Consider the following 12,500-nt stretch of genomic DNA (forward strand, 5'->3'; position numbering starts at 1 on the left):
CGTACGTATCAGTAGTTCCCTAAGTATCTTTCGTAGGAACTTTCACATGTAGGAATGAGTCTCCGCAGTGTTTGCAGATTTTTGACCGATCGGTCGGGCTGCTAGTTCGTCGCCGCTTACGGCGTCGGTACGACCGCGCTGCCCCGTTCCCAGCGTCAGCACACCTGCACCGCGCCGTCCCCAGCGTCAGCACACCTGCACCGTGCCGTCCCCAGCGTCAGCACACCTGCACCGCGCCGTCCCCAGCGTCAGAGCAACTGCGTCGCGCCGGTCGTGATGACCCCGGCCACGACCAGCAACGCGACGGCCACCACGGCGCCTGCGCGAAAGATCGGCAGGACGTCCCGGGCCGGCTCGCGCAGTTTCTTCGCCTCGAGACCGTCCGAGAGCCGCGACGAGCCGACCTCGACCAGGCCGATCAACAGGATCCACAGGGCCGTCATCACGATCACGAGCTGGCCGTTGGCCGTCTCCAGGAGGCTTTCGGCGGAGTATCCCCGCCCCGCGAGGTGGCCGCCGGTGAGCAACAGGACGACCGCGCTCGCCCGCGAGATCGTCGTCAGCTTTCCCGAGAGGGTCGCGAGCGGTTCGGTGCGCCGGAAGCCCCCGTCCCGCGCCAGCGGCAACACGACCAGCGCGACGTACAGGACGCTCCCGGCCCAGAGCGCGGCGAACACGAGGTGTACGATCCGTGAGACGGCGACGTCGACCATGCCCGTCGGTTCGAGCGTGCTCCCAAGAGATTTCCGATCGCCGGCGGGATGGGCCGATTTCCGGGCTCCGGCGTGGGCGTCACTCCGCCGCGTCGACCCACGCGGCGATCCGCCGTCTCCCGAGGGCGTAGGCGATCGAGACCGCCACGCCCGCGAGGATCAGCCAGCGGATCCGGCGCGACTCGAAGACGGCGAAGGCCGGAACGGCGAGGAGGACGGCCGCGGCGGCGTCCTCCGGCGCGCCGTCGTAGCGGATCCAGCGCCGCGGTCGGAGCCACCGACCTCGGACGTGATCGTAGACCGCGCGGTCGATCGGGTTGCGCCAGGGGTCGAAACTCGGGCCGCCGCCGATCGCGTCGCTGGCGGCGTGGAGCCAGGCCCCGACGCCGAACGCCGCGACGGCGACTGAAAGCGGCGTCGTGACGACGATCGCGGCGGCGATCGCAGCCGCGGCGAGAATCGCCCCGGCCACCGGAAAGTGCAGCGTCCGCCGGTGCTCGAAGGCGACGTCGAGGTCGGGGACGAGCCCGCCCAGGATCGCGCCGGCCGCCAGCGGCGTCGCCAGTTCGGGCGCCGCGTAGGCGACCGGCGCGACGAGGGCGAGGGCGGCGAATCCGTGGGTCGTCGCCATCATGCGAGCGTCGCTCCTCCCATAGGCCACCTTGGGTGACGAGCCCGATAAGGAGGGCGAATGCGGCAGGCCGGTACCGGACGGCGCGAAATCGGCGGGGACCCCGTCTCGGCCGCGTCGCCCCCGACCGGCGCGCCGTACCCGAGCCGGCGACAGCGGGCGAACGACGATTCCGACGAACGACGACCCCGTTGGACGGCGAACGACGTTCCCCTGGCGATCAATCCAGATTCTCGCCCTGATAGCTCCCGTCGTAAACGCCCTCGTGGTCGGCCTCCGCCAGCACGAACTGGGCGATCCGGGCGCCGCGTTCGATCTCGATGTCGTGGTGGATCTGGAGTAGTCCTTCGCCGCGACCCTCGTAGCCGGCGTCCCAGACGGCGGTGTTGAGCATCCCCGAGTTACGCATCAGCGACGAGCGGGGGTAGACGAAGCCGACGTGGCCGTCGGGGACGCGGATCCGCTCGCCGTAGCGGGCGACGTAGGTGCCTTCGGGGAGGTAGTAGGTCGCGGGCGCCTTCTCGGTGAGTTCCTCCAGCGGGCGGGCGACGCGGTCGCCGATCTCCTTGCCGTCGCGGGTGATGCGACCGGGCTCTAACTGTTCGAAGACGACGTCCAGGGTGAGGTCGACGCCGTTCGGTTGGACCTGCGCGTCGGTCGTCGGGGAGACGTGCTCCGCGACGAAGGCGCCGGATCGGTACATGTGCCGCAGAGGAGACGGAACCGGCAAAAGCGTGTCGCGTTGGACCGGCTGCGCGCGACGGTGGCACCCTCCGTGGGCCTGACCGACGCGAGAGCGGGCTGTCCGAGAGGCGACCGACGCGAGAGCGGGCTGTCCGAGAGGCGACCGACGCGAGAGCGGGCTGTCCGAGAGGCGACCGGCGCGACGAGTCCGTGCCGCCGGCGTTCGTGCGGCCTCCCGGACGGGACGAACCGGCCCCGATCCCGCGGATCGGGGATGGTGATCGACGACGTCAACGAGTTTACGAACGTCCAGTTAGACGCAACATTTGCATCAATTCGCTCGCGTTTGGTCGCTTTGGCACGGTCTTCCCGTATGGTAACACGCTGGATTTATCACGGCGGGAAGCGGATTTCCCTACGCTATGGGACAGACGCTCACCGAGAAGATTCTCGACGATCACCTCGTCGAGGGTGAACTCGAGACCGGCGAGGAGATCGGGATCGAGATCGACCAGGTCCTCACCCAGGACACGACGGGGACGATGGTCTGGCTGCAGTTCGAGGCGATGGGGCTGGACGAGGTCCAGACGGAACTCGCCGCCCAGTACTGCGACCACCAGACCTACCAGTTCGACTTCAAGAACACGGACGACCACCGCTTCTTGCGCTCTGCGGCCGGCACCTTCGGCGCTCACTTCTCCCGGCCCGGCAACGGTATCTGTCACAACGTCCACCGCGAGAACTTCGCCGCCCCCGGGAAGACGCTGCTGGGCTCCGACAGCCACACGCCGACGCCGGGCGGGCTCGGCCAGCTGGCGATCGGCGCCGGCGGGATCGACATCACCGTCGCGATGGGCGGGGCCCCTTACTACATCGAGATGCCCGAGATCGTCAACGTCCGCCTCGAGGGCGAGCTCCCCGAGTGGGCGACCGCCAAGGACGTCATCCTCGAGATGCTCCGCCGGCTCACCGTCAAAGGCGGCGTCGGAAAGATCCTCGAGTACACGGGCCCGGGCGCCGAGAGCCTGACGGCGCCCGAACGGATGACCATCACCAACATGGGCACGGAGCTCGGCGCGACGAGCTCGATCTTCCCGACCGACGAGGAGACCCGGGACTACCTCGAGCGCGTCGGTCGCGAGGACGAGTACGTCGAACTCCAGCCCGACGACGACGCCGAGTACGACGACGAGATCGTCGTCGACCTCGGGGAGCTCGAGCCGCTGATCGCGACGCCGTCGATGCCCGACAACGTCGTCCCCGTCAGCGAGGTCGCCGGCGCCGACGTCGACCAGGTCATCATCGGCTCCTGTACGAACGGCGCCTACGAGGACATCCTCCCCGTCGCGAAGATGCTCGAGGGCCGAGAGATCGCCAAGACGACCGAAATGATCGTCGCCCCCGGCTCCAAGCAGGCCAGCGAGATACTCGCCCGCGAGGGGTGGGTCGCCGAGATGATGGCCGCCGGCGTCAACTTCTCCGAGGCCACCTGCGGGGCCTGCATCGGCATCGGGCACGTTCCCGCCTCGAACTCCGTCTCCCTGCGGACGTTCAACCGCAACTTCGAGGGTCGCTCCGGCATCGAGGACGACAACGTCTACCTCTGCTCGCCCGAGGTCGCCGCCGCGGCGGCGCTGGCCGGCGAGATCGTCGATCCCCGGGACCTGGCCGACGAGCTCGAGGGGCTCGAGGACCCCGGCTTCGAGCTTCCCGACGAGTACGACGGCTCGAAGGCCGACCTCATCGCGCCCGAGGAGGCCGTCGACGACGAGCTCGTGAAGGGGCCGAACATCGGCGACGTCCCGATCCGCGAGGAACTCTCGGCCGACGTCTCCGGGGAGGCCCTGCTCAAGATGGGCGACAACATCACGACCGACCACATCATCCCGGCGACCCAGGACATCCTGATGTACCGGTCGAACGTCCCCAAGCTGAGCGAGTTCACCCTCTCGCGCGTCGACGACACGTTCGCCGAGCGTGCGATGGAGGCCGGCGGCGGCTTCCTCGTCGCCGGCGAGAACTACGGCCAGGGTTCCTCGCGCGAGCACGCCGCCCTCTGTCCGATGTACCTGGGCATCGAGGGCGTGCTGGCCCAGAGCTTCGCGCGCATCCACCGCGCGAACCTCTTCAACTTCGGCATCGTCCCGCTGACGATCGACGAGGACACCTACGACGCGATCGAGCAGGGCGACGAGATCGAGATCGTCGACGACGTCTACGAGGCCGTCACCGCGGGCCAGGAGGAGTTCACGGTCCGCGTCAACGGTGAGGAGGAGTTCACCACGACCCTCGACGCCTCCCAGCGCGAGCGCGACATCCTCGCCGCCGGCGGCAAGCTCTCCTGGACGAGAGCTCAAGCCGAGGAGACCGCCGGCGAGGGCGCGTCCCCCGCCGACGACTGAGCGGAATCGACGCCGCTCCGTTCGCGGCATTCTCGGCGCTCCTCGCGGCCCCGTTTTTTCTTTCGTCTCGGCAGCGCTCGGTTCGGCCCGCGACGCCGTCGCCACTCGGTTCTTCTCGTGTGCCGTCACCGCTCGGTTCGGCCCGCGACGCCGTCGCCACTCGGTTCGGCCCGCACCCTCCGAGTTCGACCTGCGGCCGACGGCTTCCTGCCCCGATACGTGCGGAAGCGGGAGCACTCAGTCCTCGCGGAACCTGAGCGTGCAGCCGTAGTCGGGACTGACGGGCGCGATCCGGTCCCCGTCGAACAGCCGGATCGACGCGTCCGGATCGGGCTGGGGGAGCGGCGCCGACGCCTCGCGGCGCCGCTCGAGCCCCTGGGCCGAGAGGACGTACCGCCACCCGTCGGGGGTCCGCACGTGAGTGCCGTTGAGGCTGCGATCCCGGATCGACCACGTCCCGCCGTCGCGCTCCAGGACGGCGTGTTCGGGCGAGAGGTGCCGGCCCTCGTCGGGCAGGACGACGGCCGGAACGCGCTCGTCCGCCGACCAGCGTCCGACGGCATCCCCGGGGTGGACGAGCACGGTCTGGCCCGACGAGCCGTGCCGGAACCTCGCCGAGTGCGCCGGTACCTCGAAGTGCGACGCGAGCGACGCGTAGAGCGCGTCGGCGTCGTCGAACCTGTCGGCGTACCGGGGCGCCGTCGCGCGCTCCAGGACGGCGGCCAGCTCCGGCGGACAGTCCGCCCCCAGGTCCCGGGGGTCGACCGCGTGCCACGCGTCGAGCGACGACGCCTCGAACGGCACCGTCTCGCCGGTCAGGAGGTGGACGAGGAGCTTGCCGAGGGCGTAGACGTCCGACCACGGGCCGACGGGGTCATCGCGGGCGTCCGTCGGCGCGAGTTCGGGCGGCTTGAACGGGTCGTGGTGAAAGAGCGTCCCCGTCCCCTCGTCGGTCGAGACGGCGGAGTTCAGGTCGATGACCGCCGGCGGCCCCCGTCGGCGGACGAGCACGTTGCTCGGTTTCAGGTCGAGGTGGACGACTCCGGCCCGGTGGAGGAAGGCGATCGCCCGGCAGACGGGCGCGCCGACGGTCCGGAACGCCGCCGGCCCCGGCTCGACCTCGTCGCCGAGCCACTCCAGGACCGATCCGCCCGCGATCAGCTCGGTGGCGACGTAGATCGACCCGTCGTCGACCGCGCCGTCGACGAACTGCACGAGCGAGCCGGGCGTCGGCCCGGCCGCGAAGCGACGGAACCAGCGCAGCTCCTCGCGGAAGTGCGCGCGAACCTGGGCTCGGTCGTGGGACTCGTCGTTCTCGCACTTGACCGCGACCGGGGCGTCGGTCTCGCGGTCGTACGCCCGCCAGACGGTGGCCAGTCCACCGCTGTCGATCACCGCCCGGAGCTCGAACCGCCCGTCGATCACGGTCCCAGGGGCCAAGTGTTCGGTCACGGTACCGACCCCCGGCGATCTGCTCGTCTCGTCGCTACCGAGCCGCGTTCCCGTCGACGACGGCCGTATCGACCGACGCGTTCGCGACCTCCGGGGCCGACGGACTCGCGACCCACCGCGGTGACGCGTTCGCGACCTCCGGGGCCGACGGACTCGCGACCCACCGCGGTGACGCGTTCGCGACCCACCGCGGTGACGCGTTCGCGACCCACCGCGCCGATCCGTCGCGACGTCCTCATCGCGGGGCCCGACCGACGGCTACGACCGGAACCAGTCGAGGAAACCCTCATCCGACTCGTCCCCGTGCGCCGGTTGGTTCCTGGCTCGTTCGACGGAGGTAAAAAAGCGGAACGCGACCGGCGTCGACGTGCGCGGATCGGCGAGCGCGAACGCCGTCCCGTCCTCGAGCGGATGGGTCGCCGCCGACGCCGCCGTCTCCCGGGCGTCGGCGTCGCCGTCGTCCCCGGAGCCGCCGCGGAGCTGGACCCACACGTCGTCGTCCTTGACGTAGGTCCCCGCATCGCTGGTGTCGCGCACCCGCCAGCGGCCGTCCGCGTCGCGCTCCAGGCGAGCGTGGTTGTGCTCGACGGCGTCCTCGTCGACGACGAGGCCGATGTTGGGGCCGTTCTCGTCGTCACCGGCCTCGCGGCCGACGGTGACGCCGTCGACGATCTCGTAGATCTGGCCGGTGCCCACGATCGTGATCGCCGCCGTGTCGCCGTGGCCGTCGTCCGCGTCGGCGACCGGCTCGGACGGCGACTCGTCCGCGCCGACGTCGCGGTCCCGATCGGACGGGCCGTCACCCCCGTGATCGTCGCCCGCGGATTCCGGCGCGCCGACCGACGCCGCCTCCCGGTCGGACGCGTCGTCGCCGTACTCGCCGCGCTGCTCGGGCGTCTCGATCTGGGTCTCCTGGCCGACCAGTTCCTCCGCGTCGGCGCCCTCGCCGCGGGGCGGGATCGCCTCGGGCGTCGACCGTTCGGACGGATCCCGCGCCAGCACGACCGAGAGGTTGTCCTTCCCGCCGCGCTCGTTCGCGAACGCGATCAGGCGCTCGACGGCGGCGTGCAGGTCGTCCGCCTCGAGGACGATCTCCTTGAGCTCGTCGTCGGTGACGAGGGTGTCGAGGATCTCCTCGCTAACCGCGTCGGTGTCGTCGGCCCGCTGGTACTCCCGCCGGAGCGGGGCGACGTCGGGGAACGCGTCGATCAACCCGTCGCTCGTGAGCATGAGGACGTCCTCGCGGTAGAGTTCAGTCGACCCGAACTCGACGTCGACCGTCGGCGGGCCGTGCGGGGAGCCGCCGACGGCGTTCGTGATCGCGGTGGCGTTCTCGTGGACGCGCGCGTACGCCTCGTCCTCGATCTCGCCGCGCTCCAGCATCTCATTGGTGACCGCGTGATCCGTCGTCAGCTGCTGGATCTCCTCGTGTTTTTCGTTGATCAGGTAGACGCGGCTGTCGCCGACCCAGCCGTAGTGGAGGCGCCCGTCGGCGTAGACGCAGGCGACGAGGGTCGTCGCCGGGCGGCCGCCGATCTCCCGGGCGTACTCCTGGACGTGACGGTGGGCCTCGTCGACCGCCTCCTGGATCGCGGTGCGGATCCGCTCCGTCGAGAACGCCGCCGAGGGCGCCGTCCCGTCGGCGGTCGGCGGGAGCCCGTCGTAGGCGTCGATCCCGAACCGCTCGAGGACGTCCGTCCCCGGACCGAGCAGCGCCTCCGTGAGCTGCTGGCGGACCACCGTCGTGGCCAGGAACGAGGCGACGTCGCCGCTCGCCTCACCGCCGACGCCGTCGGCCAGGACGAAGATCCCGACCGGGCGACCCGTCTGCCGGTGATGGTTCTCCAGGACGGCCGTCGCGACGCTGTCCTCGTTGATACCCCCCGTTCGACGCTTTCGCGCGCCGATGTCGACCGTGCTCGCGTGCTCCATCGTTACTCGGTGTGGTGGTTGAACTGGACGTAGAACCGTTCAGGGTAGCTCGGACTGACCAAGGCGATCGTGTCGCCGTCCTCGAGGCGGGCCGCCGTCTCGAGGTCGTCCGGAATCGACTCGCCCGCGCGCCGCTGGCGCTCCTGGCCGGCCTCCGAGAGGAGGTACCGCCAGGATCGCTCGTCGTGTTTGCTGATGTAGGTCCCGTTGAGGCTCGTGTCGATCACGATCCAGTCGCCCCGGTCGTCGAGGTCGAACCGGCAGTGGACCGCAGAGAGCGCCCTGTGGCGGTCGTCCTCGAGCATGATCGAGGGCCGCGGCCCGTCCTCGGACCGCCGGCCGATCGTGTCCCCGGGACTGATCGTCCACCGCTGGTCCCGACCGAGCCACGTCAGCGACGCCTGGGACGGCATCGTCGCGTCGCGGTCCTCCAGGGCGCGCTTGAGGACCGACGCGTTCGGGTATCGGTCCGCCCGGTCGTGCTGCGTGGCGGTTTCGATGATCTCGTCGAGGTACTCCGCCCCGTCGACGCCGAACGCGCTCGGGGAGACCCCGTCGTCGTCGGGGACCCAGCCGACCTGGATGAAACAGAGGATCTTTCCGATCGAGTAGACGTCGCTCCAGGGGCCCTGTCGCTGCTCGGAGCCGCGGTTTAACTCCGGCGGCTTGAACTCCCCGGGGACCGTCGAATCGCCGTCGCTCCCGTCGGCGTTCGACGCGCTCCCGCTCGTGAACTCGGGGGCGCCCTGCTCGGGGACGAACCCCTTCGCCGTCGTGAAGTCGATGAGCTTCGGCTCCCGACGGCGGTCGATCATGATGTTGTCGGGTTTGAGGTCCCGGTAGATGATGTCGTGATCGTGCAGGAACGAGATGGCGTCGCAGATGCCGACGCCGATCTCGCGGACCTCGTCGGGATCGGTGATCGGGTCCTCCTCGCGGACCATCTCGCCGAGTTCGTCGCCCTCGATCAGCTCGACGACGAGGAACGGCATCCCGAACCCGGCCTCCCGGCCGTAGTAGGCCATGATGTTCGGGTGGCCGCCCGCCTCGCGGATGTCCTCGAGGACCGACAGCTCCCGCTCGAAGTACTTGTCGACGAGGTCGTCGGGGGCGTTGCCGCCGTAGTAGGGGTGTTTCAGCGCGACCGGTCGCCCGCGCTCGGTGTCGTCGGCGCGCCAGACGACGCCGAAGCCGCCCTGACCCAGCTGCTCGCGGAGGACGTACCGGCCGGCCAGCTCGTCGCCGGCGGTCAGCTCGGTCATCTCGTCCCGTCACCTCCGCGTCCGTTCGGCAGACGTTCACGATCGCGCAGTCCGGTCGGTCGAACCGACGGTCGGCCGCGATCGCGCGGTTCGGCGGAGCCCGGCACGGTCAGTCGAACCGGCTGTCGTCGTAGACGACCGTCGTGTTCTCCTGGACCCGTCGGACCTCCTCCTCGTCGCCGTCCTCGATCCGCGTGACGTCGTCCCGCAGGGAGGCAACGATCTGCGTGTCGCCCGTGACGACCTCGGTCTCCTCGATCAGGTCCTTGACCTCGTCCAAGTCCTCGCCCTCCTCGGCCTGGGCGATCTGCGTGCGGATCTTGGTGTCCCGGAACGAGAGGAAGACGTCGGGGTCCTGCTGGGCCAACTTCTCCTCGTCGTCGGTGTAACCGACCTCGATCGCCGTCGAGGCGTCGCCGGCCGCACCCTGGAGTTCGACGTCGGCGATGGGCGCCGTCGTGCCGACCTCCTGGCCCGGGGCGTCCATCTTCAGGACCACGCGCTGTTCCTCGCGGTTCTGGAGGTCGGGCAGCCGGACGACGACGGAGTCGTCCTGGTGTTCGAGGTCCACCTGCTGGACCTGCGGGCGCCGGCGGAACGCCTCGGCGACCTCGCAGCCCGGGATCGGGTCGATCACCAGCTTCGGGTTGTTCGCGACGACCGTCGACGCCTCCTGGATCACGTCCCCGAAGAACGACCGGATGTCGGTCGGTTTCGTGACGTGGGTCCAGCGGCCCTGGGACTGCTCGCCCATCGTCCGGATGATGTCCTGGTCGTAGTTCGTCCCCAGGCCCGCGGAGTAGACGGAGATGCCGCCGTCCGCGACCGCCTTCGCGAGCGGTTCGAACTCGTGGGCGTCGCGCCTGAGGTCGCGGCCGTCCGAGAGCAGCAAGATTCGCTTGGAGACGCCCTCGCGGTCGGGGAGTTCCGCCAGCGACTTCTTCGCCTCCTCGAGACCCCGGTAGATGTCGGTGCCGCCGGCGGTCTCGATGTCCTCCTCGACGATCCGCTCGGCCTCCTCGCGGTCGAGGCTGCCCCAGCGGGTGGCCTCCAGGACGACGTCGACCTCGTTGTCGAACGTGACGATGCTCAGGTAGTCGTCGTCGTTGAGGAGGCCGAAGACGACCTTCACTGCGTCCCGGACCTGGTCCATCTTGTCGTAGGACATCGACCCGCTACTGTCGATACACAACGAGACGTACCGCTGGGCGGTCGCGTCCTGGGACTCCGGCTCGACGACGAGCTCGCACGAGATGCCGCCGCCGGTCTCCGGGAGGTACGGTCGGTTGACGTTCGCTGAAATTTCTGCGGTCATGACGGTAACTGACTAGTGATATCGGGAGTATCCGATAACTTTTTCGGACATTTTCTTGTAATTCTGGGTATAGTTACGGCTCTCGTCCAGCCGGCCGACGGACGCGGGCGGCGGACGTCGGATCCGCGAACCTCGACTCGCAGTCGCCCGCGGCCCGACGAACGGGACCCGCAGTCGCCCGCGATCCGGCCGTCGAGCCACGCGGGGCTTACAGCTTCACCTCGACCTCGGCGCGCCCGGCGAGCTCGAGCACGTCGCCGTCCTCGAGCTGGGCGGTCTCGCCCTCGAGATCCGTTCCGTTTCGCTTGGTTCCGTTCGTGCTGACGTCCCTCACGTAGACGCCGTCGTCCTCCACAGAGAACTCGAGGTGGTCGCCCGAGACGTACGTCGCCGCCTCGCGGCCGCCAGCGGCGGCCACCAGGTCGTCGAGCCAGTCCGCGTCCTGGCGGCCGAACGTGTCGCCGTCACCAAAGGTGTGCTCCTCGCCGCCGACCACGAGCGTCACCGTCTCGGGGGTGCCATCGTCGCTCGCGTCCGCGTCCGATTCGTCGGGCGCCTCACCTTCGTCGGGGGTTTCACCGTCCCGGATGGGATCCAGGTGCGTCCCGCAGTCGGGACAGAAGGACTCGTCGTCCACGGAATTCCCGCAGTCGGGACAGGCCTCGAGCGAGTCGGACTCGTCGTCCGTCGCCCCGAGTTCGGCGCCGCAGTCGGGACAGAACGAGGCGGACGCGTCGACCGACGACCCGCACGATCCGCAGTCGACGGTCGCCGCCTCGTCGGCCGACTCGTCGTCGTCCTCCTCGTACTCGACTTCGACGTCCTCCTCGGACGCCGCGTCGTCCGCATCGTCTTCCTCGTCGGCGTCCGCCGCCGGTTCGTCGGACTCCTCGTCCGCGTCGTCGTCGGCTTCCTCCTCCTCGTCGGCCCACTCATCGATCGACTCTTCGACCGAGTCGTCGGCGTCCGAGTCGTCCGACTCCTCGTCCGGACGGTCGTGGTCGGGATGGGGAGTGTCACAATCCGGACAGAAACCCCCGTTGGGCGCCGGTTCGAACGTTTTTTCACACGAGACACATTCTAATTCGATCTGTTCTGGCATGCTATTCGAGAGGGGTTCACATTCATCGCAGAAAAAGGTATGCCTCAATATGATTCGTCAGGAATCGAACCCTTCGTCGTCCCGTAAATTTCGTAAGATGTGGACGTCCGAAATATCCGCTTGAACGGCCGCACGCTCGCTTCAAGACGTGCTATCGACCGATTCATCCATAAAATATTTATTGGCCACGAAGAATGACGCCATAGCTATGTATCGGCCGCGTCGGACGCGCGACGGGCACGCACTTCTCGTGGGGCTCGAAGTGCTCGCCGTCCCGGCCTCGATCCTGGCGACCCTCGTCGCGGTGTTCCTGGGAACCGGAGCGATGGACGGGATCCGCTACGTCGTCGGTCGGGCCGGCGCCGGCGGCTCGGTGGCGGACGTCGCCGCCGCCGCGGGTGCGCTGCTGGTCGCGATCGCCGTGGGATCGATCGGCGCGATTGCGGTCGCCTGTTACCGCCGATACGTCGACGCGTACCTCGCGGCGGCCTCGCCGGCGGCGGTCGTCGCCGTCCCGCTGCTCGGCGTCGTCGGTCCGATCGGGTACGCCGCCGTCGCCGGCGGACCGGGGACCCTCCCCGCGTGGCTCTTCGCGGTCGTCGCCGTCTCGGCCGCCGCGGTCGCGTTCCGCACGATCGCGATCGCCGCCGCCAGCCGGCGCGAGCGGTTGTTCGTCGGCGCCGCGACCGGGATTCCGGCGGCGGTCGCGCTGCTCGCGGTGGTCGACGGCCTCCTGTGGTCGGGTGCGAGTTCGCGATGGCTCCTCGCCGCCGTCGACGCCGCGGGCGTCCCGCTCCACCGGTGGGTCCTCGTCGTCGTTCCCCTCCTGGTGACCGTCTGGTACGGCGTCGAGGCGGCGGCGAGCGCCGACCCGTCGATCCGCGCCCGGATCGCTTCGCTCCGGGCGGGCGGCGTCCGGTCGCTGGTCGGCGATCGCGGGCTCCGACGGGCCGCGAAGTCGTCACCGGAGGACGCGTCCGGTCGCTCGCGGTCGGGACTGGCCGCGC

General features: G+C 69.7%; 10 protein-coding genes. 2 read left to right on the forward strand and 8 right to left on the reverse strand.

Translation table 11 applies throughout. The features are described 5' to 3' along the window. Window positions 1-248: 248 nt before the first annotated feature. From QZT59_RS03055 to QZT59_RS03065, 3 genes are all read right to left on the reverse strand, one after another. Window positions 249-713 carry a CopD family protein gene (locus QZT59_RS03055; protein ID WP_290811159.1) on the reverse strand — a complete coding sequence of 155 codons (465 nt, stop codon included), beginning with the start codon at window positions 711-713 and terminating at the stop codon, window positions 249-251. A 79-nt stretch (window positions 714-792) separates the two neighbouring features. Then, window positions 793-1,347, reverse strand: a complete 555-nt coding sequence (locus QZT59_RS03060) for a metal-dependent hydrolase (RefSeq protein ID WP_290811162.1) — start codon at window positions 1,345-1,347, stop codon at window positions 793-795. Window positions 1,348-1,564: 217 nt separating this feature from the next. Beyond that, on the reverse strand, window positions 1,565-2,047 hold the full coding sequence (locus tag QZT59_RS03065; protein WP_290811165.1) for a deoxyuridine 5'-triphosphate nucleotidohydrolase: 483 nt from the start codon (window positions 2,045-2,047) through the stop codon (window positions 1,565-1,567). A gap of 403 nt (window positions 2,048-2,450) precedes the next feature. On the opposite strand from QZT59_RS03065, the gene QZT59_RS03070 reads away from it, so the two are divergent. Then, a complete protein-coding gene (locus tag QZT59_RS03070) occupies window positions 2,451-4,430 on the forward strand; it encodes an aconitate hydratase (RefSeq protein ID WP_290811171.1) in 1,980 nt (659 codons plus the stop codon). 237 nt (window positions 4,431-4,667) lie between these two features. On the opposite strand, the gene QZT59_RS03075 is transcribed toward QZT59_RS03070, so the two are convergent. From QZT59_RS03075 to QZT59_RS03095, 5 genes are all read right to left on the reverse strand, one after another. Continuing rightward, a complete protein-coding gene (locus QZT59_RS03075; RefSeq protein WP_290811173.1) occupies window positions 4,668-5,882 on the reverse strand; it encodes a serine/threonine-protein kinase in 1,215 nt (404 codons plus the stop codon). 258 nt (window positions 5,883-6,140) lie between these two features. Continuing rightward, a complete protein-coding gene (locus QZT59_RS03080; protein WP_290811176.1) occupies window positions 6,141-7,814 on the reverse strand; it encodes a protein phosphatase 2C domain-containing protein in 1,674 nt (557 codons plus the stop codon). A 2-nt stretch (window positions 7,815-7,816) separates the two neighbouring features. Next, entirely contained in the window at window positions 7,817-9,076 is a 1,260-nt protein-coding gene (locus QZT59_RS03085) for a serine/threonine-protein kinase (RefSeq protein WP_290811179.1), read from the reverse strand. Between the two features lie 109 nt (window positions 9,077-9,185). After that, a complete protein-coding gene (locus tag QZT59_RS03090; RefSeq protein WP_290811182.1) occupies window positions 9,186-10,391 on the reverse strand; it encodes a VWA domain-containing protein in 1,206 nt (401 codons plus the stop codon). A gap of 208 nt (window positions 10,392-10,599) precedes the next feature. Then, on the reverse strand, window positions 10,600-11,493 hold the full coding sequence (locus tag QZT59_RS03095) for an FHA domain-containing protein (protein ID WP_290811185.1): 894 nt from the start codon (window positions 11,491-11,493) through the stop codon (window positions 10,600-10,602). Window positions 11,494-11,701: 208 nt separating this feature from the next. Here QZT59_RS03095 and QZT59_RS03100 point away from each other — a divergent pair. Then, on the forward strand, window positions 11,702-12,500 hold a 799-nt coding region (locus tag QZT59_RS03100), incomplete at its 3' end, for a hypothetical protein (RefSeq protein ID WP_290811188.1).

It is taken from the genome of Halovivax sp., assembly GCA_007119345.1.
In the GTDB taxonomy this organism is placed as follows: domain Archaea; phylum Halobacteriota; class Halobacteria; order Halobacteriales; family Natrialbaceae; genus Halovivax.

Excerpts from the sequence above, each read along its gene's own strand:
- QZT59_RS03080 (WP_290811176.1), bottom strand. The coding sequence starts at position 7,814 with ATGGAGCACGCGAGCACGGTCGACATCGGCGCGCGAAAGCGTCGAACG.
- QZT59_RS03065 (WP_290811165.1), bottom strand. The coding sequence starts at position 2,047 with ATGTACCGATCCGGCGCCTTCGTCGCGGAGCACGTCTCCCCGACGACC.
- QZT59_RS03085 (WP_290811179.1), bottom strand. The coding sequence starts at position 9,076 with ATGACCGAGCTGACCGCCGGCGACGAGCTGGCCGGCCGGTACGTCCTC.
- QZT59_RS03095 (WP_290811185.1), bottom strand. The coding sequence starts at position 11,493 with ATGCCAGAACAGATCGAATTAGAATGTGTCTCGTGTGAAAAAACGTTC.
- QZT59_RS03070 (WP_290811171.1), top strand. The coding sequence starts at position 2,451 with ATGGGACAGACGCTCACCGAGAAGATTCTCGACGATCACCTCGTCGAG.
- QZT59_RS03060 (WP_290811162.1), bottom strand. The coding sequence starts at position 1,347 with ATGATGGCGACGACCCACGGATTCGCCGCCCTCGCCCTCGTCGCGCCG.
- QZT59_RS03090 (WP_290811182.1), bottom strand. The coding sequence starts at position 10,391 with ATGACCGCAGAAATTTCAGCGAACGTCAACCGACCGTACCTCCCGGAG.
- QZT59_RS03055 (WP_290811159.1), bottom strand. The coding sequence starts at position 713 with ATGGTCGACGTCGCCGTCTCACGGATCGTACACCTCGTGTTCGCCGCG.